Below are 21,290 nucleotides of genomic sequence, written 5' to 3' on the forward strand. Positions count from 1 at the left end.
GGCGCGCAGTGCGTGCCGGTTTTCCCGACGGGGGCCCGGGTACGCGATCGGTATCACGTGCGGAAGGAGGGCCGGACCATGACGGCCGACGGAGTAGAGGGATTGCGGACGGTAGTACTGGACTGCCCGGATCCGTGGAAGCTGTCCGAGTTCTATCTCGGATTGCTCGGTGGGGAAGTGGTGAGCGCGGAAAGCGACGACACCTGGGTCGCCATGGTCGACCCGCAGGGCCGGCGGCTGGCGTTCCAGTTGTCGCCGGAGTATCGGCCGCCCCGCTTCCCGGATCCGGCCGGTTCGCAGCAGGTCCACTTCGATGTGCTGGTCAGCGATGTGGAGGTCGCCGAACCGGCAGTCCTGGCGCTCGGCGCCACCTTCGTCCACGCGGAAGAGACATTCCGGGTCTACACGGACCCGGTCGGGCACACGTTCTGCCTGGTCTGGTTCACATGACCGCAGCCGCGGTCGCCCTGTTCACCCGCGATCTGCGGGTGTGGGACAACCCCGTGCTCACCGCGGCGCACCGGGAGGCCTCGACGGTGGTCCCGCTCTTCGTGCTCGACGAGGCCATCCTGTCCGGTCGTTCCTGCCCGCCCAATCGGGCGCATTTCCTGGCGGCCGCCCTGCGCGAACTCGACGACGAACTCCGTGCGCTCGGCGGCCGGCTCGTCGTCCGCGCCGGAGATGTCGCCGAAGAGGTAGCGCGGGTGGCGGAGACGGCGGCCGCGCCGGTCGTCCATATCGCCGCCGATGTCAGTGCCTACAGCCGCCTCCGGGAGCGGCGGCTGCGTGATCGCCTGGCCCGTGACGGTCGCGAACTGCGGGTCCACACTGCCTCGCTGACCGTTGTGCCGCCCGGCGATCTGGTGCCCGCCGGCAATGATCACTTCGCCGTGTTCACGCCCTATCTGCGGCGCTGGACCAGCGACCGGCACCGGGCGGCGCTGCGCGCGCCGCGCCGCCTCGAGCTGCCGGAGATCGCCGCCGGGTCGCTCCCGGAGCCGGGCGAGCTCGGTGCGGGAGAACCCTCACCCGAACTGTCGGTCGGCGGCGAGACCACGGGCCGCAAAATCCTGCGGGACTGGCTTTCCCGCAACCTCGACGGCTACGCGTCCGGCGGCGACGATATGGCCGCCGACACCACTTCACGGCTTTCCCCGTACCTGCATTTCGGTTGTCTCTCGCCGGGGGAGGTAGTGCGCCGCGCCGGGGATTCCACCGAGGGCGCCGCCGCGTTCGTCCGGCAGGTGGCCTGGCGCGACTTCCACCACCAGGTACTGGCCGCCCGGCCCGGCGCGGCATGGGCCGACTATCGCGCGCGGGATATCCGCTGGCGCGACGACGAGCAGGCGCTCGAGGCCTGGCGCGAGGGACACACCGGCATTCCGATCGTCGATGCCGGGATGCGGCAATTGCGCGCACAGGGCTGGATGCACAATCGCGCCCGCCTGATCACCGCGAGCTTCCTCGCCAAATCGCTGCGGGTGGACTGGCGGGCCGGCGCTCGACACTTCCTGTACTGGCTGGTCGACGCGGACCTGGCGAACAATCAGCTCAACTGGCAATGGGTCGCCGGAACCGGAAACGACACCCGCCCGAACCGGGTGCTCAATCCGCTGCGCCAAGCCGACCGCTACGACCCGCAGGGCGACTACGTGCGGCGCTGGGTGCCGGAACTCGCCGATATCGAAGGCCGGGCGATCCACCGGCCGTGGCGGCTCGACACGGACTATCCGGCGCCGATCCTCGAATTCCCCGGGATGTGACGCGACGATGCCCGGACCGCACGGCCCGGGCATCGTCGAATCCGCCGCCTGATCAGCGGAGTTTGGACTTCGCGGCCTTCTTCTTGGCCTTCGCCTTCGCTTTGTCGGCCTTCGCCTTCGCCTTGGCCAGCTGGGCGCGCTGTGCCTTCGCCGAGGCGCCGAGTTCGCCGCCGCGGTGCTTGGTGTAGTCGGCGAGTTCGGCCGCGCGGTTCTTGGCCGCTTCCGCCCATTCGGGGCCGCGATGCTGGGCGGTTTCGGCGAGTTCGCCGCCGCGGTGCTTGGTGTAGTCGGCGAGTTCGGCCGCGCGGTTCTTGGCCGCTTCCGCCCACTCCGGACCCCGGTGCTGCGCCGTTTCGGCGAGTTCGCCGCCGCGGTGCTTGGTGTAGTCCGCCAGCTCGGCGGCCCGGCTCTTCGCCACCGCGGCCCATTCGGGACCGCGGGTCTGGGCGGTTTCGGCCAGCTCGGCACCGCGATGCTTCGCGATATCGGCCCAGTCGGCGCCCCGCTTCTTGGCGGTGTCCGCCCACACCGGACCCCGCTGCTGGGCGATCTCGGCCAGCTCCGCCCCGCGGTCGGCCGCGGAACCCGCCAGATCCCGGCCTCGGTCGGCGGCCTGGTGCAGTTGCTGCCGGACCGCGTCGCCGGTGCCGCTACGGGCCGACGACCCCACCGGCAGCGCACCGCCGACGGTGGCGGCGGCCCGCCGGGCGGCGCGGCGTCCCCGCCAGCCCAGCGAGGGCTTACCCGCGGTATCCGACGCCGCGATCATCAGGCCCCCCAGCAGGCTCACGTCCTTGAGGAATGCCGTCCGTTTCGCCGCGCGGCGCTCCGGATCGTTCTCGGCCCAGAAGTTCTGCTCGGTGACCGTCGCCGGAACCACCGTCGCCGCCAGCGCCAGCGCCGCCGGGCGCGGCGCCTTGCCCAGCGCCAGCAGGGCGCCGCCGGCGATCTGCACGGCCGCGGTCACCCGCACCAGGGTGCTGGGGTCGGCGGGCAGGTTGCCCGCGATATCGGACGGCAGCGATTCCTTCCCCTTGTGGACCAGAGTCGACGCCTCTTTCACCCGTGATTCCGGATGCATCAGTGTTTCGACTCCGTTGACGACGAACGCACTCGCCAGCAGGGGGCGGGCGAACCGGCGTAGCAGCATGATGTGCATCCCTTTCTTCGGTGTTTCGCATCTGTCACAGCTGGTCACCAGGGGTAGTAGGCCAGAGTACTGCCGATCTACCCGGCTTCCGGGCCGGGAAACAGAACCGGCCGCTTCGTGTCCGCCCGAACCGGCATCCGGGTCGGGTGGCGAATATCCGGTAATCCGACATCCCTGTGACCAGGGTCATATAATCCGATCGGATGCATGACCTGCACCAGGTAAGGCATCGAACATCGCGTCCTGTGCGCGATATGCCGCCGTGCCGCGCCGCCGTCCTGGGTATCGTCCGGCAAATGTCGCCGGGTGCTATGCCGCTGTGGTGGGCAGTGCCTATTCTCGGATTCAGGGCATCCGCACCGCAGGCGCCCGGCGCCCCGGTCGGCGGAGCCGCGGTGCCGGGGTCGCATTCTCCGTGACCACCGGCAGTTGTACGAGCCGGAAAATCTGCACATCGCCTGTCATCGGAAGGACGCAATACAATGTCCGCCACGATCCCGGATCGTGAGGCCACCGATCTCGCACTCGGCCTGGCGGTCCGAGCGCCGTCCGTGCACAACACCCAACCCTGGCGCTGGCGGTCCGCCGACTCCGGTATCCAGCTCTTCGCCGATACCGGCCGGCAGCTGATCGTCACCGATCCCTCGCTGCGCTCCCTCATCGTCAGCTGTGGTGCCGCGCTGCACCATATGCGCGCCGCCCTGGCCGCGCTCGGCTGGGCCTCCGCCGTGGACTACTGCCCGGACCCCGGCGACCCCGACCATCTCGCCACGATCCACACCACTCGCCGGCCGCCCACCGACGCCGAGATCGAAATGGCCGCCGCCATCCTGCTGCGCCGGACCGATCGCCGCCACTACCTGCCCGAGCCGATTCCGGCCCGTTATCTGCGGTCCCTGGCAACGCAGGTCTCGGCGCGCGGAGCCGCCGTCCGGCAGGTCCCCGACACCCTGCTACCACGGCTGGCGACGCCCATGCAGCACGCGGTCGCCGCGCACGCCACCGACCGGCTGTACCAAGAGGAGATCGCCCACTGGAGTGGACGTGACCGGCTCACCGACGGTGTGCCGTCCCGGAACGCCCCCGCGGCGCGCCCGGACGGCGAGATCCCGGTACGTACCTTCGCCGACCCCGGCCTGCTCGATCCGGCGAACCAGCCGGACGCCGCGCAATGGCTCGTCGTCGGCACCGCCCGCGACGACCGGCGGGCCCAACTGCGGGCAGGGGAGGCGACGAGCGCGCTGCTGCTGACCGCGACCGAACTGGGCCTGGCCACCAGCGTGCAGACCGAACCTCTCGGCGTGCCGGACGCACGGCAGGAAATCCGGACCGGCCTACTCCACGACTGCGCGTACCCCCAGTCCATGGTGCGGGTCGGCTGGAGTTCCCGCGGTTCCGCGCCGCTGGCCGATACCCCGCGGCGCCCGATCGACGAGATACTCGAGGTCTGATCGACCGCGACCGGGCGGGCTTTCGCCGCCCCGTCAGTAACCGCGTTCGGTATCGACGAGAGCCAGCAGCGGTTCGCCCGCCGCGAACCGTTCCACATTCGCTCGCACATGCTCGGCCAGCAGGCCCGGCAGACCGCCGGACGGATTCGCCAGATGCGGTGTGATCACCGCATTGGGCAGCGACCACAGCGGATGCCCGTCGGGCAGCGGTTCCGGATCGGTGACATCCAGTGCCGCGCCCCCGATGGTCTCCTCGCGCAGCGCCCGCACCAGCGCATCGGTATCGATCAGCGATCCCCGCGCGATGTTCACGATCCAGGCCGCCGGTTTCATCCGGGCCAACGCGTCGGCGTCGACGAGATGCGCGGTATCGGCCGTCGCCGGTGCCGCGATCACGATATGGTCCGCGCGCGAGAAGAGTTCGGCGTTCCTGCTCGCGTCCACCGTCTCGACCGCCCCCGGTACCGGCGTCCCGGACCGGGTGGAGGCCAGCACCTGTGCCCCGAACGCGTGGAACAGCGGGATCATCGCCCGGCCGATACCCCCGCAGCCGATAATGGCGACAGTGGCCCCGTGCAGCCTCCCCACCCGCGTCTCGAACTCGGCCTTACGCCACGAAGTCGCACGCGTCTGTTCGCCCAGCCCGCGTACGCCCGCCAAGAGCAGCAACACCGCATGCTCGGCCACACTCGGCGCATAGGCACCGGCCGCCGAGGTCCAGACGCGGTCGTTGTCGATGAGGCCCGCCGCGAACCACCGCTCGATCCCCGCACTCGGCAACTGCACCCACCGCACCGCATCCGGTAACCGCTCGGGAAAGGAATCCGGTCCGCCCTTCCACACCACCGCCTCGGCATCGCCCAACGACACCAGCCGGCCACCACCCGCCTCGATTCCCCGGGCGAGGGCGGGGTCGTATTCCGGACCCAGGTGGATGGCGGGAACTCTGGTATGCGGCACAGTTCACTTCCGGGACGTCGGGACTGATGGCCGCATCATCATCCGCCGGCGCGGGCGTCGTCAACAATTCCTCTCACCCGGACCGAGACGCTGGACGCGGCCCGGCCGCTAGGAGAGGTTTCCGGCCGCCAGCGCCCGCACCCCGGCCACGGTCCCGCCGTCGACCAGCAGATCGACCCCCGAGATGAAACTCGACGACGGGTCCAGCAGGAAAGCCGCCGCATGCGCGATATCGTCCGGGGTCCCCAACCGCCCGGTCGCCGACGCGTTGACCATCGCCCGCATCGCCGCACCCGACTCGCCGTCCAGCTCCTGCCGCCCCATCGGCGTCGAGATCACCCCCGGACTGATCGAATTGAGCCGCGCACCCCGCCGCCCCCACGCGACCGCCGCGGCCTGTACCCGCGCCACATTGCCCCGTTTCGCCACCGCGTAGGCGATACCCGGATGCGCCTCGTGGTCCAAGAACGGCAACGCCAGCAACTCCGCCGCCGGCGTATGCGCGAGCGCCGCGACCTGATCGTCGGGCAGCGGCGCCATATACGCCGACATACTCGCGATCACCACCCCCGCCCCGCCCTCGGCGACCACACTCTCGAAAGCATCCAGGATCAGCGCCGTCCCCAGCAGATCCACCTCCAGCACCGCCTTCGTCACCGCCTGGGTCGGCGACACCCCCGCAGTGTGCGCGATATGCGTGACCCGCCCCGCCTCACCGGCCGCCGCGGCCAACGCCGCCACGGACCCGGCATCCGAAACATCGACATACTGCCCGCGAACCTCATGCCCCTCACCGGCCAGCACCTCGACCACCGCGCCCAGATTGTCCTTGTCGAAATCGGCGATCAGCAGCCGCCGGCCACCCCCCACCCGGCGTGCGATCGCCCGCCCCATACCTCCGACCCCGATAACGACCGCGACATCCTGTCCCACCTGGCGCTCCTCACCGCGACTGCTCCGCTGCGCACCACAATCTACCCACGCGCCGCGGCCGCCGGAGCGGAATTCGTCACCCGCTGACAATGAAGCGGAAAACCCCAGGTGGTACCCGCGATTTTGCCCCGGTGGCGCGATCCGATACTCTTGCTGAGCACACCGGTCCGGGTGGCGGAATGGCAGACGCGCTAGCTTGAGGTGCTAGTGCCCTTTATCGGGCGTGGGGGTTCAAGTCCCCCTCCGGACACAAAATCGACTATCTGACCTGAGTTTATACTCAGAGTCTATGAATCTTTTTTGATATATCCACAGGTCAAGACAGTGTGTAGGTGTTCGTGTCCTCCTCGGACACCTTTTCCGTAGCATTTCTGCGGCGGCAACTGTGTCTACGCACCGGCTCGGACACGGTCGCACTCGGTAATCGCCCGGCCCTAGTGATCTGAGTCGTTGTTCAGCGCCGTAAGTTTCTGACAGTAGTGGGCGAGGCTGTCGAGGATCTGGTCGGCAGATTTGGTCCATACGAACGGTTTCGGGTCTTCGTTCCAGGCGTTGATCCAGGCCTGGACGTCGGCTTCGAGTTCGGCGACGCTGCGGTGGGCCGATCGGCGGAGTTTGCGGTTGGTGAGCTCGGCGAACCAGCGTTCGACGAGGTTCAACCAAGAACTGCTGGTGGGGGTGAAATGCAGGTGGAATCGTGGGTGGGCTGCCAGCCATCTGTTGATGGCGGGTGTTTTGTGGGTGCCATAGTTATCGCAGATCAGATGGAGATCCAGCTCGGCGGGGGTGTTGGCGTCGATGGTTCTGAGGAATCGCAAGAACTCCTGGTGGCGGTGTCGGCGGTGGTGTTGGCCGATGACCTTGCCGGTGGCCACGTCGAGCGCGGCGAACAGGCTGGTGGTGCCATGGCGGACATAGTCGTGAGTGCGGCGTTCGGGCATACCGGGCATCATCGGCAACACCGGTTGCGAGCGATCCAGTGCTTGCATCTGAGATTTCTCGTCCACGCACAACACCAATGCCGCAGCCGGCGGATCCAGGTATAAGCCGACCACGTCACGGACCTTGTCGACGAACTGCGGATCGGTCGACAACTTCCAGGTGTCCACGAGATGCGGTTTGAGCCCGAACGCTCGCCAGATCCGCGAAATCGATGACTGGGACAAGCCGGCTGCCTTGGCCATACCCCGTGTCGACCAGTGGGTATCCCCACCTGCCGGAGTCTGCTCCAGCGTCTTCACGATGACCTTCTCGACCTGGTCATCGATGATCGTGCGCGGCGCACCGGGTCGCGGCTCGTCCACCAAGCCCTGCAGGCGATCCCGCACGAACCGGCCCCGCCATCGGGCCACGGTCTGCTCCCGTGTCCCCAGCGTCACGGCTACATCCTTGTTGGTCGCTCCCGCCGCGCACGCCAACACGATTCGGGCTCGAAAAGCCAAAGCCTGTGCTGTTTTCGGTCGCCTTGCCCACCGCTGCAACGCCTCTCGTTCTTCCTCGGACAGCACCAGTTCGACTTTCGATCGCCCCGAGCGCGGACTATCGGTCAATCCGTCCAGTCGCGACTCGACAAAGCGCCGACGCCACTTTCCGACCGTCGCAGTTGTCACTCCCAAATCCGCAGCGACCTGCGTACTCGCCGCATCCGGCTCTGCGCACGCCAACACGATCCGCGCCCGCAAACCCAGCCGGGAATCCCCACGCGCCCAGCGGACAAGCACCTCGCCCTCAACATCGGACAGTGTCAACCCAGCCTTCGGCCGCCCCGTTCGCGCCACTAACCAACCCTAGCAACTTACGGCGCTGAACAACGACTCAGATCACTAGCTCTGTCGGTGCGTGGATACTGGATGCCGTTGGCTCTGACGAGGCGATCGGGAGCGACATAGTCGAGATCGTCGGAGTTGCGGATCTAAGGCAGGTATTGGCCTGCTCAACGCTGGGGTGTTTCGGCTGCGGAACATGGGGTCCACACGACGGATGTCGCTGCGGATACGAGGAGGGATTTGGGAGCGACGCTTCGGAGTGCACGGCACGCACCGCTGGGGTGACCGCCGTTGGGAAGTCGGCCCGGCCGGTCTGCAGGACAAGTTCTGCAAATGAAGCCTCTCCGCATCGTCCAAGCGCAGTGCTCCAGCCAACGGGTCGAGAAGTTGCGGCCAAGCTATCAAGAATTTTCTGACACGTTACGCCTGGGGGATAGAGTCCGCCAAGCCTGCGATGAACTCCTGGGTGTCGGGATCGGCAGAATAGATGACCAATCCTCGCATGCCGCGGGTCAGTAGGACCTTATATGTGTTCCGGATGAGGATATCGACTTCCTCGTCGAAAAGGTCCTTGCGCTTAAACCTTCTGTCCTTGTTTGCTTCGCGCCGCACAACTAGGCGCCCGTTCTCAGCGACAATCTCGGGACCCAAGATGACTCCAGTCCAGTCGAACTCGAAACCTTGGGTGGAGTGGATGGTGCCGACTTGGTCGAATCCGCGGGGGTCGGTGGCCCAAAGCCAGCTGGGTGGAGGATCGTTCGGCGTGCCCATTGCTTCCCCTGCCTTGTGCCAGGGTCTCGACCAATTTCCGATCGTGACATCCGGTACGAGAGCTCCGTTGCTGTCGGGATTAATTGACCAATCCCAGCAGTATCCAGCGGTGATTCTCGCCGTGCATGTGGGGGTGATCTTCGACCGGAGATAGTCCTCCATCTGTTTCGGCGAGCGGGCGCTGTAGACATTGTAAATGCCGTCGGCTTTCCACGGGATGGGTCCGGTTGCATTGAGGCTTAGAAGGTTAAGGACCCACTCGTCAAAAGCTGCACTGCCGCCACAGCGGAACTGACCGTCCAGATCTACCTGAAACACTGAAAAGCCCGCTCGGGCAGCATGATTTCGAATATACTCGACCGTGCCGACCTGATTAGGGTGGACGACCTGATGGTCGTCCAATAAGAACACCGGCACGCGAGCCGCGGCCATGATCTCATCGACCTGCGGACGTTTGGTGAAGGCAATGGTACGGGTAAAACGATCTGTGGATTCTCGCAGAATGCCATGGGCCTCATCGCAGATAACGACATCAAGCCGCCCGCGGTCAAGAGATGCCAGGCTCCTGTAGTAGGTAAATTGCTTTTCTAATCCGCGATCCTGGCGGCCGTAGATCCGTCGGTACGTCTTTGTGATGGCTTGTGATCCCGTCGCGTACAGGACTCGGCGGCCGTCCTTGCGGAGATGCTGTAGTAGCGACAGCGCGATCAGTGTCGTTCCGCTGCCGGGGCCACCGGTAACGATTACCACGCTCTGGTTCCTGGCGTCGTGAGCCTGGCTGACACGGTTCCGCACGGCCTCGAAGGCAAGTCTCTGGTTCTCGATGAGAGTGTGCTCTGTGGTCATGCGCGCAATTGTGGTGGAGCTGAGGAGCGTCCGCCGCCGGCGCGTTTCACTGTTGAGGAGGTGGACACCGGCCGGATGTCCGGATGCGGACGTGAACTGGGTCTTCAGGTAGTGGATGAATTCGTTGCGTTCGTTTGGATGGCCTCCGGTGAATAGTCGACCAAGATTGTCGGGTGGGAGATGGAAGAGTGGCTCGACTGATTTTCTCAGTGCGTTGTGCAGGTAGGCAACGCCATGGAGGGCTTCGGGATGGTTGTGTAGCACCACGAGGTCACGCTGAAGGTAGCGGCAGTATCCTCGGACCTGTTCGACAGGGTGGAGTTGATCGCCCCGCGTATGCAGTGTCCATACGATCCGGTTGCTGTTCCACCCCAGGCCTGCGTCCGTCCATTGCTTTAGCTCGACTACGACGTAATTGTGGTCACCAGTAGCCGGATGGACCCCGGCGAGCACCGCGTCGACGCGTTTGGTCGAACTCGGGACCGAACACTCGATCAGCATGCTCACGCCCTGTAGGTCGGCCTCGACGAGTGCTTGGGCAAGTGCAGGAAGGCTGGACTCCCATGACCGCCGTTCGGCAGTGTTGCCGTTCCTGCCTGCCCTTTCGGCGACAACGACGGCAAGGTTTCCTTCGCGGGACAGGTTCAGGATCTCAAGGGCAGTTGCGTGAAACGCTCTCAGCGTCATGGCCGCCCCCAATCTCTGATTCGTTGCTATGCACAGAAACAGCGTTCAACATACTGGACCTGCGATGAGCGCTTGAAGCTGTGTCCATCCAGACGAGAAATGCCCGGTCGTGGCTGGCGCCGGCGAGCTCGCGAGCGAGAGGCCAACATGATCCCGTGGAATCCTTCTCGCTGGTAGCCAGCGCAGTGCGGCCCGGCCGGTCAAGGTCCGCCGTCGAGAATGGCCCCATCCTGAAGGGGGCGGGACCGCACAGTTTGCGGTCCCGCGGGGGAACGGCGGGCCCACAAGCGAGCGGCGCGAGTCTCAGTTCTCGCGCCTGGTCCATGCGGCGGGAGAAGCGGCTCGGATCTACGGTAGGCGCAGTGCTGTGTGGTGTATCAGCGTGGGGTTTTGGGTCTGATCCCCCTCCGGACACTTATTAAACCTTCTGAACTGCGATTATATGCAGATTCTATGAATTGATTTCGACATATTCGCAGGTCAAGGCATTATGTAGGTGTTAGTGCTCTCCTCGGACACCATTTCTGTGGCATTTCTGCGCCAGCAAGCGTGTCTTGCACCGGCGCCGACACCGCCGCGGCCTATCGCCGGAGTCGGCATCGCGTTGTGCGTCCCATCGGCAAACCCGCTCGCTGGCAAGTCGGAGCCAGGACGACATGCGGCTGCGGCGCCCACGTCCAGCGGGCTGCGGCTCCGTAGTCGGGTCGAATCGTGGTCGTCTGTGGCCAACCGGAGCCGTTGACCGCGATTGGCCCCCCGGCGCGGAAGGGGGCAACGGCAAGCGGCTTCCGCCTGACGCGCCCAAGTTTGCTGGTTCGATCCCAGCCGGGGCAACCATAGAATCGCCAGTTCAGGGCGGTATTTCGTTTTGACCTGGCTTCTTGTGCACAATGTGTGAGCGCATGGGTTTGGGTCGCTCCTCACTCGATCGGGCGCATGTCCGTGCTGACGGCTTCGTCCGTGATTCGGATCTGGCGGCGGAACGGTACGCGTGGAGTGTGTCCTCGTTGGTCATTCTCCGGATTGTGTCTGTGCTCAGGCCGTGCGCTTCGTCAGCGCCTTATCGAAAGCACGACCGAGGTTCAAGGCGCGGCTGCTCAGTGGACCGCGCGTGGCCGCTGGTGGCATCGAGCGCTCGCTGTAGTGCAGCGGCCGCAGCGCGTGCTCGCCGATGGGAATTCGACGGACGAGAACCGTCGAGACGCCGGCACCCGGACCATCCCCGCGGGCGCGGGGCCGACACTTCCTGACCTGGTCTGATCTGAGATGGTGTGCTGGTTTTCATTCGGTTCGTGTGAGGGAGTTGAGTTCCTGCGATCAATCGAATTCTTCCGATGTTGTCGAGGCGATTCACTGTACCGATTTCGATGGTCTGTGACGCGGCTTGGTTGTCGGGTGGTCGACGTACGCTGGGCGTCGATGAGTATTCGAGGGGTAGAGGGTGCGTATCAGGGGGCTCTTCGGGCGTTCAAGACGCCGATGCTCGATTTGCTGCACCAGACGTATGCGCCGTTTGTCGTGACCGTGTTGGCGATGGTGTTCACCGCTGAGCGTTCGGCGGTTGCGGTGGCGGATGCGCATGCGGAGATCGGTGGTGCTCTGAACCAGCTGCGTGCGGCGGGGTATGGGGAGGAGGGGCAAATGCCGTTGCCGTCGGGTAGTGCCCGCGATCTGTGTCGTCAGTGGGTGAATGCCGGATGGCTCGTGCGTCAGGTGTTGGACAACGAGGTCGAGGTGTATCGGTTGTCGGCGCATGGGGTGGGTGCGTTGGAGGTGGCGGGCCGTGTCGGTGGTTCCCGGACGCGGGTGTCGGAGTCGCGAGTGCGGACCTTGTTGGAAGCGGTGGAGCGGCTTGCGCAGGATGCCGATCCGGATGTGATGGCTCGGATTGCCCGTCTGGAAGTGGAGATCAGGCAGCGCGAGCAGGAGCTAGAGCGGCTCGAGCGCGGTGGTGTGCTGGACGCTGTCGATGATGAGCAATTGCTGGAGCAGGCGGAGAACGTCCTGCATCTGGTGCGTGAACTGCCAGCAGATTTCGCCCGGGTCGCCGAGTCGATCAAGGCTATTCAACGCGACGTTGTCACTGAGCTCAGGCAGGATGCGCGGCCGACGGGGGAGGTGCTGGGTGAGTATCTGGAGCGGGGGCAGCAGATCATGGATGCGACGCCGGAAGGGCGGGCATTCGCCGGGGCGCTGCGGTTGATCGGTGACCCTGAGCAGATCGATGACTTGTCGGGTCGGTTGCGTACGGTATTGCGGCATCGGTTCACTGAGCTATTGAGCGAGCCGCAGCGGCGGGAGTTCCTCGATATCGCGCGCCGGATCGAGCGGGGTGTCAAGGAAGTCCTGACTGCTCAGCGTCAGGCCTCGCATGTGATTACGACTCAGGTGCGTAATCACGATCCGATGCGGGACCGGCAGGTCGACGAGTTGCTGCGTGAGGTGATGACCGGTTTGCATCGGTGGATGCCTCATTCGAAGCACAAGGAGCCGGTCGAGCCGTTGCGCCGTTTACCGGCCGCGGGTATCGAGCACCTGCGTCAGTCGTTGAGCGATCCCCGCCCACCTCAGCCGCCGGCACCGTTGGCCGAGTGGGACGAGGACATGATGCCGGACACCGATACCCGGGCCTGGGGTGGACCGAATTATGCGGCGCTGGAGGAGCATCTGGCGCACTTCGCAGCCGACGCGGACGCGATCGATATCGCGGCTGTTTTCAGTGCGGCCCCTGAGGAGATACGCCGTCCGGTGGATCTGCTCGGCCTGCTCGAGCTGGGGCATCGCTCGGGCATGACCGATACCGAGACCGTCGTCACCGTCGAAGCTGTCCGGCCCGATCGCACTCGGCGGCGGTTCGCTTTCCGCGGTGTGATCGTGAATACGAAGGACGAGGTAGCAGGTGAGTGAGTCGGTGCTCGACGACGAGGTGTGGCCGGGAGCCGAGGACTCCGGGTTCATCGACCCGGTCTCGATGGAGGAAGACCCTACCGAACTGTTCGCTGGTGATGCGGGCACGCTGGACGCGGATGTGCGGCGGGTGTTGGTGCGGTTGTTGCAGCGCAGGTTTCTGCTGGCCGATAGATATCCGGCGCAGTGGCGAACGCTGTTGGAAAACCAGCAGATCATCGAGTCCCGGCTGCATGACCTGTTCGTCCGGCTGGTGGTCGATCACGACCGCGGTGTCGCCTACAAACAGCAGGTGCGTTCAACGGAACTGGATGTGCCGATTCTGTTGAAGGATGATCCCTACAACCGTGCCGAGACGCTGGTTTTGGTGCATCTGCGCACGGTGTTCTAGCAGGAACGGGTCGCCGGTGAGATATCGGCGCGGGTCGATATCGAAGAACTCGAGCAGACGGTGTTGACCTACTTCGATCCTGACGACACCAATATGGCCAAGGGGCAGCAGGAGATCCGCAGTGCGGTGACACGGTTGTCGAAAGAGGGGCTGATGGAGGAGGAGACTGCAGGCCGGTATCGGATCACGCCGCTCGTGGAGGTCGTGATGAGTACGGAGAAGCTCACCGAGCTGAGCCGATGGTTGCGTGAACGCAATGACAGCACAGGCCATGGCCCAGAGGGAGTCGCGCCGTGAGCATGATCGATACGCTGTTCGGTCTGATCCCGGAGGCGTCGAGAGGGCAGCAATGGGTGGCACTGGATCTGCAGCTGGTCAACTGGGGCGGGTACGACGGGCACCATCGGGTACGTTTCGCGCCGGGAGCGACCCTGCTGTGTGGTGAGTCAGGGTCGGGCAAATCGACTCTGATGGACTCCTACATCGCATTGATCATGCCGCATACGATGCCGTTCAACGGAGCCTCCAACGGGGGCGTCGTCGGCCGGCCGCGCGGCAAGGATCAACGCAACATCCTGTCCTATGCGCGGGGCAAGCTCGATGAATCCCGCACAGGGGGTGAGACGAAAGCCCGAGTTCTGCGCGGCGATGGCCGCGATACCTGGTCGGCGATCGCTATGACCTGGGCCGATCAGTCCGGTGTGATGTTCACGGCGGTGAGGGCGTGGTATGTGCCGTCCGCGGCCCGCACTCTCGATGATCTGGTCAAGGTCCGGGCCACCTGTGACGGGCCATTCGATCTGCGCACGCTCGCTGGGCCGGTGAACCAGCGGCTCGCCGACAGCGCAGTGAAATCGGTCGGCCTGACGCCTTATACCACCGACACCGAGTACACGGCACGGTTGCACACCGCTCTCGGAATCGGCGCCGCAGGTGACGGTTCCAAGGCAGTCGCGTTGCTGGGCCGGATACAGGCCGGCCAGCAGATCACCACGGTCGATGCGCTGTATAAGACGATGGTGCTCGAAGAACCGCCCACACTGGCCACTGCGGACGAGGTGGTCAAGCAGTTCGACGAACTGTCCAGCACACGCACACAGATGACTACCGCCCGCCAACAGGTCAGGACACTGGCTCCGATCCGGGAGCATCACCGCACCATCATCGATGCGATCGAGTGTGTGGAGATGATTGAGAGCCTCGGTTCGCTCACCGACTCTTCGTCGCCGGCGGGGTTGTGGCGACATGAGCGGCGCGTCGAGTTGCTGCGAGCGGCCGAGGACGACCTGCGGCAACGACGAGAGCAAGCCAAGATAGCCGTCGCTGCAGCGACTACGGTGGCCAAGGGAGCAGAGGCCGAGCTCAAAGGGATTGAAGAGACCCTGCGGGTATCTGGTGGCGCCCGTCTGGAGAAGGCTCGCGCGGCGCTTCTCGATGTGGAAAAGCGGCTCGTCGAGGTCGAGCGGGCGTGGGGCCGGCTCGAGACGGTGCTGGAGGTTATCGGTGCCGTGGTCGCCGGCGAGGAGGATTTCGCTGCGCTGGTCACACAGGCACATCGGCTCCTCGGCGACAAGCAGGCCAGGCTGACCGCGCAGAACGACTTTGCCGAAGCAAAGGCGCACCAGGCCAGAGTAGCGGGTGAACTCGAGGAGCTGCGTACTGAGCGTGAGGCTGTTGCCGCCCGTCGGGGAAATATCCCCACCGACTTGCATCGGGCGCGCGCGATCCTTGCCGAGGCATCCGGTCTCACTCCGGAGCAGCTCCCTTTCGTCGGCGAACTGGTCGAGGTGCGAACAGGGTTCGAGCCGTGGCGAGAAGCATTCAACCTCGCCCTGGGCGGGTTCGCCACCAAAATGCTCATCGATATCGCGCACCTGAGCAGGTTCCGCGAAACGATCAACACTGTGCGCACGCCGCGGCGCATCCAATTCGAAGGCGTACGAACCGGTCTGCGGGACGATATCGGGCTCGACGATCGCAGACTTCCCGGCCGCCTCGAATACCGGCCCTCGCCGTTCACCGCCTGGCTGAAAACAGAACTTGTGAACCGGTTCGATTACGTCTGCGTCGAGACGGCACGCCTGCTGCCCCAGTACACCAGGGCGCTCACCATCACCGGCCAAACCTCCGACGGCGCCCGCGGTGCGCACGGCGGCCAGGGCAGGGCCAACGTCCTCGGCTACACCAATGATCGACTGCTGGCACGCCTCGACGAAGAGATCCGCGCGATCACGGAACGCAAATTAACTGCTGACGTGCTCGTCGGGACAAGACAGGCCGCGCTGGACTCTTTCGAGGATCGCCGCAGCGCCTACCGGACCCTGACCGAATTGACCTGGGACCAGGTCGACGTAGCTTCCGTCGTGGCCGAGCGGGACGAGTGGAATAAGACTGTCGACGAGGTCCACTCCGGCAATCCCGAGATCGACAATCTCCAGAAGCAGGTAGATGCCCTGCAGGTCAAGGTCGAAAAGCTCACCGAGAAAGCCATCCGAGCCAAGGTCGAGAAGGAAAGCCTCGACAAAGCCTGGCAACACACCACCACTGAGGCCGACGACGCCCAACAGAAGCTCGACAGTGCCCGCGGCGCCGGCCACGAGGTCACCCTCGAACACCGTGACTATCTCACGAGCCTGTTCGGCAACGAAGACACCGGCGAAATCCCCTCCGCCAAAGCCCTCGATCTGTTCGACGCCACCACCCAGGGGGTCGCCGACCGGCTCGCCACCGACCGCCGCGCAGCGCACAATGCGATCGGTAGTGCCAGAAACGCACTGTCGGCAACGTTCGCCACATTCGTCGAACGCTGGCCGAACCCCAACCTCGGCACCGACCCCGACAATTCCTACAGCGATTTCGAACGCCTGCTCACCGAACTGGAGACCAGCCGTCTGCACGAGCTGGAAAGCCAGTGGCGCGACAGTCTGTTGAAGCTATCCGGCAACGACCTCACCAGCCTCGACAGCGAACTCGCCTCCGCGATCCGGGAGATCCGCGACAGGATCGAACCGGTCAACCGTATCCTCGCTGATCTGCCTTTCGCCGACGACGACCATCGGCTCCAGATCGACCCACAGGAAAGCCACTCGACAGTCCGCGCCCGTTTCCGCAAGGAACTGCGCGATGTCCGCCGGCTGATCGACCAGGCGGGCACCGACAACGACCGGGAACGCGCCTACCGCCGGATGGCCAAAGTTATCGACCGCATCCGACGTAACGCCCCCGACTTCGCCGAACTGATCGACGTGCGCAATCACATCCGCATCAGCGCCGAAAAACGCAACGCCGCCAACGAACATGTCGCCCTCTACGACCACATCGGCGAAAAATCAGGCGGCGAATCCCAAGAACTCGTCGCCTTCATCGTCGGCTCGGCCCTGCGGTACCAACTGGGCGACGCGGGCGCCGAACGCCCCCGCTACGCCCCCGTCTTCCTCGACGAAGCACTCATCAAAGCCGACGCACGCTACACCGGGCGCGCCATCGGCGCCTGGCGCGGACTCGGATTCCAGCTCATCATCGGCGCACCCAACGACAAGAACAGCGCCATCGAACCACACGTCGACGCCGAATACCTGGTGCTCAAGAACAACCAGAACCGCTCATGGGCCAAACCCATCATCGGCGTCCCCGGAGACCCTGAATGACCGCAAGGCTCGTCACCCCCGCAGAGGCCGCCGACTCGATCCATCGCAAAATCCGCCACAAATGGGCAGAGGCCGTCTGCGCAGAACACGGCATAGGCGACGCCGTGACCTTTTCGGTTCCGCTCCGCCCCGGACTCACCACCGGGACAGCAGTCGAGCAGATCGGATACCGCCGCTGGTACGACTGGCACGCAGCCTGGCGGGCATTCGACGAGCAATACATCAGCAACACCCACGGTGTCAGGGTCATCCGCAAACCATTGACCATCCAGCGCGTGACCGACGTCTACCCGGCCACCCTCATATCCACAGACTTGACCGCCGCCGTCGCCCTCGTATCCCACGCTCACAACGAACCTGTGACAGTCGATATCGCGCGCGCCCGAGCCGTCGCCACCTCACTCCAGGCTGCCGGCGCGACTCTCACCACGACCACGCTGAAAGCAACCTACCGACTCTCCGAACCAGACACCACGGTCCTACTCGCGGCAGTCAGGTGGCTGCACGAGCACCCCGACGTAAGCGCCTGGACTGCCCGACAACTCCCCGTCGCCGGTATGCACTCCAAGTGGCTCGAAACCCACGATGGGCTTCTACGCGCTGTGGCAGGACGCGATGTGCGCGCCGAACTCCGGCCACGACCGGCTGTCGTGCACCTGACCTATGTCGATCCCGACTATGCAGCCTCGGGCCGACGCAGGCACGACGCCTGGACAACCGGGGACGTGCATGAACTCGCCTACCAACCGCGCAATGTCCTCATCGTCGAAAACCGCGACTGCCGCCTCTGGTTCCCGCCAGCCAGAAACACAATCGTCGTCGAAGGAAACGGCAAAGCCGCCGCATCCCTAGTCGCCAACATCACCTGGATACGCCTCGCCGAACATGTCATTTACTGGGGTGATATCGACGCCGACGGCTACGCCATCCTCGACCGGCTCCGAGCCGAAATGAGCACTCCCACACCCAACGGCCTGCCCGCCAAATCGGTCCAATCCATCCTCATGGACGCCACAGACCTCCACAATCACGCCCACCACGGCGTGAACCACGACAAAACCGGCCGCCCGATCCAACCGTCATCGACAGACTTTGCCCACCTCACCCCCGGCGAGGCAGCAGCCTACGATGCCATCGCCACGGCAGGTCCGGCCTTATTCCGACGAATCGAGCAAGAGCGCATCCCCCTGCTACATGCCGCGGCGCAACTGCAGTCGTTGACCGGTACAGCCGGCGACCACAGCAGCCCACAAGATCCGGGGCTGCTGCACGGATAGGTGACATCGATCTGGCTGGCCGAGCGGCCGGCCTGGAAGGATGTCACTGTGCCCAAGCCATATCCCCAGGAGTTCCGTGACGATGTGGTCCGGGTCGCTCGTAACCGCGAGGACGGCGTGACGTTGGACCAGATCGCGGCCGATTTCGGGGTGCATCCGGTGACGTTGTCGAAATGGATGCGTCAAGCCGACGTCGACGACGGCACGGAGCCGGGCACCAGCACCGGCGAGTCCGCTGAACTGCGGGAATTGCGGCGCCGTAACTGTCTGCTCGAGCAGGAGAACGAGGTGTTGCGCCGTGCGGCAGCGTATCTGTCGCAGGCGAATCTTCCGGGAAAAGGCTCTACCCGCTCGTGAGCGAGCTCGCCGCCGACGGGATTCCCGTCGTGGTGACGTGCCGGGTGTTGCAGCTTGCTCGACAGACTTATTACCGCTGGTTGAACCGTTCGGTCACCGACGCCGAACTCGTCGAGGCGTATCGGGCGAATGCGTTGTTCGACGCCCACCACGATGACCCGGAATTCGGATATCGGTTCCTCGCCGACGAGGCCGGCGTCGCGGGTGAGTCGATGGCGGAGCGGACCGCCTGGCGGATCTGCTCGCAGAATCGCTGGTGGAGCAGGTTCGGTGAACGCCGCCGCGGGAGATCCGGCCGCCCCGGACCACCGGTCCACGGTGATCTGGTCCGACGCGTGTTCACCGCGAAAGATCGGAATCGGTTGTGGCTGGCCGACATCAGCGAACATCAAACCGGAGAGGGCAAACTCTATATTTGCGCGATCAAGGACGTCTTCTCCAACCGGATCGTGGGCTATTCGATCGACTCGAGGATGAAGTCCCGCCTCGCGGTCACCGCGTTGAACAATGCTGTCGCCCGCCGCGGTGAGGTCGCCGGCTGCATCGTCCATACCGACCGCGGGTCGCAATTTCGTTCCAGGCGTTTCGTTCACGCCCTGAACCGGCACCGCATGGCCGGGTCCATGGGCCGGGTCGGCGCGGCCGGCGACAACGCCGCGATGGAAAGCTTCTTCAGCCTCCTGCAACGCAACGTGCTCGACCGGCAGCGGTGGGACACCCGCGAACAACTACGGATCGCGATCGTGACCTGGATCGAACGGACCTACCACCGCCGACGCCGGCAAACCCGGCTCGGCCGATTGACCCCGATCGAATACGAGACGATCATGACCCCAGCGGTCACTCAGGCCGCGTAACCACTGATGCTCCTATTCGTGTCAACCGGCGGTGAGCCAGCGGCGATAGCGTGCCGTGAGGAGGGCGTCGGGCCGTTTGCCTCGCTCGAGTTCACTGAGCCTGGCGGGCTCAGCGCCGATACTCATAGCGGCATGGACGAGGGTCGCCCCGCGTTGATGTCGCAGAGCCCTGAGATCGGTTGTGTCGGGGACCTGTTGCGGGTGCGCGATGAGGTGGAACGCCTCTCTCGCGATCGCTCTCTTCAGACACCGCAGGACGTCCTTCTTCGATTTTCCTGTCGCGCGCAGCCGGTCGGCGTAGTCGCGGGTGCGGGGATCGTTGGACAGACGGACGAGCGCGATCTGATGCAGCGCCCAGTTCGCTTGGCGGTCGCCACCGCGGTTGAGCCGATAGCGGCGGGTTTTGCCCGATGATGCTGGGATCGGCGAGGTTCCGCAGAGAGCGGCGAACGACGCTTCTGAACGCAGCCGATGCGGGTTCGCGCCGGCGGTCACCAGCAGTGTCGCGGTGGTGATCACGCCGTAGCCCTTGGTAGCGATCATGGCGGGAGCCGCGGTGTTGACCAGCGCGCGTAGGTCATCGTCGAGTTCGGCGATTTCCATGCCCAGGTAGTGGTGACGACGGGCGAGCCGGCGAAGTGTTCGGGCGGTGGCGGCCGCGACGGAATCGGTTGCAACTCGGGGGCGCGTTGCTGCCAATGAGGCGAGCAGTTCCCGGTCCGGCAAGTGTGCCCAGCGTTGTTTGAGCGGCTCCGGGGCGGTGATCAGCAGCGACTTGATTTGACGGATTGCGGCTACTCGCGCCTTGATCGCGCTGCGGCGGACCGTGAGCAGTACTCGGATCTGCTCGACAATTCCGTCACCTGACTTGGCGATGGGTAAGCCGTCGGGGTCGGCCAGGACCTGTTCTGCGGCTGCGTAGGCGTCGAGCGGGTCGGATTTGCCCTGGCGGCGCTGTGTCCGCCGTGGCCGGATGACTTCGCGGAATTCGATGGCTTCTGTCGTCAGGAACCGGGCGAGTCCGGCGCCGTAGGAGCTGGTGCCCTCGACGCCGATCATCTGCACCACCCCGAAGGTGGCGACGAAGTCGACGAGCGCTCGATATCCGGCCGGACTCGCGGGAATCTCGATGTCTCCCAGTCTCGTTCCGGTCAGTGAACACACCCCGACGTGATGGGTGCTCGCGTGTGTGTCGACACCGGCGACGATCGCGCGAGTCTCGAGACCCACCGTGGCTGCCGACGTGGTTGCTGTCATGATGGATCCGTGCCCTTCTGCACTGGGGCACATCGGCCAGAGGCCGGGCAGACAAGACGTTGATGGGGCTGACCAGGCTCATATGAAGTCATGCTCGTCTCTGGCCGACATGCATCGGAGGGATGTCCTCGCCGTCGGCGCGTGGACGGATCAGATTCAAGACAAGCCGGAGCCGTCAGTCACCTGCAGGGTCACACCCGCCGAACGACGAGGACCCTTCCATCATCAACGTCACCTATCCGTGCAGCAGCCCCGGCCGCTGCGATCAGC

13 protein-coding genes, 1 tRNA gene and 1 pseudogene are annotated in these 21,290 nt (G+C 65.1%); 9 read left to right on the plus strand and 6 right to left on the minus strand.

Going from position 1 to position 21,290, the window contains the following annotated elements; translation table 11 throughout:
• Window positions 1–78: 78 nt before the first annotated feature.
• Window positions 79–450 (plus strand): VOC family protein, encoded by a 372-nt coding sequence (locus tag IG75_RS0101170; RefSeq protein WP_030519242.1) that lies wholly within the window; start codon window positions 79–81, stop codon window positions 448–450.
• Window positions 447–1,763 carry a cryptochrome/photolyase family protein gene (locus IG75_RS0101175; protein ID WP_030519243.1) on the plus strand — a complete coding sequence of 439 codons (1,317 nt, stop codon included), beginning with the start codon at window positions 447–449 and terminating at the stop codon, window positions 1,761–1,763. The genes IG75_RS0101170 and IG75_RS0101175 overlap by 4 nt, the downstream gene beginning before the upstream one ends.
• Before the next feature lie 52 nt (window positions 1,764–1,815).
• Here the strand turns inward: IG75_RS0101175 and IG75_RS0101180 are convergent, their stop codons facing one another.
• Window positions 1,816–2,922, minus strand: coding sequence for a DoxX family protein (locus tag IG75_RS0101180; protein WP_247904476.1), 1,107 nt, complete (start codon window positions 2,920–2,922; stop codon window positions 1,816–1,818).
• Between the two features lie 473 nt (window positions 2,923–3,395).
• Here IG75_RS0101180 and IG75_RS0101185 point away from each other — a divergent pair, with 473 nt between their 5' ends.
• Entirely contained in the window at window positions 3,396–4,364 is a 969-nt protein-coding gene (locus IG75_RS0101185) for an Acg family FMN-binding oxidoreductase (RefSeq protein WP_030519245.1), read from the plus strand.
• Between the two features lie 33 nt (window positions 4,365–4,397).
• Here IG75_RS0101185 and IG75_RS0101190 read toward each other — a convergent pair whose 3' ends face one another.
• Together IG75_RS0101190 and IG75_RS0101195 are read right to left on the minus strand one after the other, a co-directional pair.
• The gene (locus tag IG75_RS0101190; protein WP_030519246.1) at window positions 4,398–5,324 is read right to left on the minus strand and encodes a D-isomer specific 2-hydroxyacid dehydrogenase family protein; all 927 of its coding nucleotides are present in this window, start codon (window positions 5,322–5,324) and stop codon (window positions 4,398–4,400) included.
• A gap of 108 nt (window positions 5,325–5,432) precedes the next feature.
• The gene (locus tag IG75_RS0101195; RefSeq protein ID WP_030519247.1) at window positions 5,433–6,257 is read right to left on the minus strand and encodes an SDR family oxidoreductase; all 825 of its coding nucleotides are present in this window, start codon (window positions 6,255–6,257) and stop codon (window positions 5,433–5,435) included.
• 165 nt (window positions 6,258–6,422) lie between these two features.
• On the opposite strand from IG75_RS0101195, the gene IG75_RS0101200 reads away from it, so the two are divergent.
• Window positions 6,423–6,507: transfer RNA gene (locus IG75_RS0101200), tRNA-Leu, on the plus strand.
• Between the two features lie 184 nt (window positions 6,508–6,691).
• On the opposite strand, the gene IG75_RS0101205 is transcribed toward IG75_RS0101200, so the two are convergent.
• The gene (locus tag IG75_RS0101205; RefSeq protein ID WP_210436750.1) at window positions 6,692–8,035 is read right to left on the minus strand and encodes an IS630 family transposase; all 1,344 of its coding nucleotides are present in this window, start codon (window positions 8,033–8,035) and stop codon (window positions 6,692–6,694) included.
• 408 nt (window positions 8,036–8,443) lie between these two features.
• The gene (locus IG75_RS0101210) at window positions 8,444–10,327 is read right to left on the minus strand and encodes a DUF2075 domain-containing protein (RefSeq protein ID WP_030519249.1); all 1,884 of its coding nucleotides are present in this window, start codon (window positions 10,325–10,327) and stop codon (window positions 8,444–8,446) included.
• 1,419 nt (window positions 10,328–11,746) lie between these two features.
• Here IG75_RS0101210 and IG75_RS0101215 point away from each other — a divergent pair.
• From IG75_RS0101215 to IG75_RS0101240, 5 genes and pseudogenes are all read left to right on the plus strand, one after another.
• The gene (locus IG75_RS0101215) at window positions 11,747–13,234 is read left to right on the plus strand and encodes a DUF3375 domain-containing protein (RefSeq protein ID WP_036512408.1); all 1,488 of its coding nucleotides are present in this window, start codon (window positions 11,747–11,749) and stop codon (window positions 13,232–13,234) included.
• Window positions 13,235–13,298: 64 nt separating this feature from the next.
• Window positions 13,299–13,922: pseudogene (locus IG75_RS35905) on the plus strand (DUF4194 domain-containing protein).
• 2 nt (window positions 13,923–13,924) lie between these two features.
• Complete coding sequence (locus tag IG75_RS0101225; protein WP_245713139.1) at window positions 13,925–17,272, plus strand: ATP-binding protein; 3,348 nt, start codon at window positions 13,925–13,927, stop codon at window positions 17,270–17,272.
• The gene (locus IG75_RS0101230) at window positions 17,269–18,549 is read left to right on the plus strand and encodes a Wadjet anti-phage system protein JetD domain-containing protein (protein ID WP_051714072.1); all 1,281 of its coding nucleotides are present in this window, start codon (window positions 17,269–17,271) and stop codon (window positions 18,547–18,549) included. Before IG75_RS0101225 ends, IG75_RS0101230 begins: the two co-directional genes overlap by 4 nt.
• A 48-nt stretch (window positions 18,550–18,597) precedes the next feature.
• A protein-coding gene (locus IG75_RS0101240; protein WP_373863730.1) for an IS3 family transposase occupies window positions 18,598–19,763 on the plus strand; the annotation gives its coding sequence in 2 pieces (ribosomal slippage) (window positions 18,598–18,864 and window positions 18,867–19,763; 1,164 coding nt in all).
• Window positions 19,764–19,784: 21 nt separating this feature from the next.
• On the opposite strand, the gene IG75_RS0101245 is transcribed toward IG75_RS0101240, so the two are convergent.
• The gene (locus IG75_RS0101245) at window positions 19,785–21,020 is read right to left on the minus strand and encodes an IS110 family RNA-guided transposase (RefSeq protein ID WP_051714073.1); all 1,236 of its coding nucleotides are present in this window, start codon (window positions 21,018–21,020) and stop codon (window positions 19,785–19,787) included.
• Window positions 21,021–21,290 lie beyond the last annotated feature (270 nt).

Origin of the sequence: Nocardia rhamnosiphila NBRC 108938 (assembly GCF_000720425.1) — a bacterium.
Classification (GTDB): domain Bacteria; phylum Actinomycetota; class Actinomycetes; order Mycobacteriales; family Mycobacteriaceae; genus Nocardia; species Nocardia rhamnosiphila.

What these genes read in the sequence shown, in the direction of transcription:
- IG75_RS0101170 (WP_030519242.1), top strand. Translation starts at nt 79, where the DNA reads ATGACGGCCGACGGAGTAGAGGGATTGCGGACGGTAGTACTGGACTGC.
- IG75_RS0101175 (WP_030519243.1), top strand. Translation starts at nt 447, where the DNA reads ATGACCGCAGCCGCGGTCGCCCTGTTCACCCGCGATCTGCGGGTGTGG.
- IG75_RS0101180 (WP_247904476.1), bottom strand. Translation starts at nt 2,922, where the DNA reads ATGCACATCATGCTGCTACGCCGGTTCGCCCGCCCCCTGCTGGCGAGT.
- IG75_RS0101185 (WP_030519245.1), top strand. Translation starts at nt 3,396, where the DNA reads ATGTCCGCCACGATCCCGGATCGTGAGGCCACCGATCTCGCACTCGGC.
- IG75_RS0101210 (WP_030519249.1), bottom strand. Translation starts at nt 10,327, where the DNA reads ATGACGCTGAGAGCGTTTCACGCAACTGCCCTTGAGATCCTGAACCTG.
- IG75_RS0101215 (WP_036512408.1), top strand. Translation starts at nt 11,747, where the DNA reads ATGAGTATTCGAGGGGTAGAGGGTGCGTATCAGGGGGCTCTTCGGGCG.
- IG75_RS0101225 (WP_245713139.1), top strand. Translation starts at nt 13,925, where the DNA reads ATGATCGATACGCTGTTCGGTCTGATCCCGGAGGCGTCGAGAGGGCAG.
- IG75_RS0101230 (WP_051714072.1), top strand. Translation starts at nt 17,269, where the DNA reads ATGACCGCAAGGCTCGTCACCCCCGCAGAGGCCGCCGACTCGATCCAT.
- IG75_RS0101245 (WP_051714073.1), bottom strand. Translation starts at nt 21,020, where the DNA reads ATGACAGCAACCACGTCGGCAGCCACGGTGGGTCTCGAGACTCGCGCG.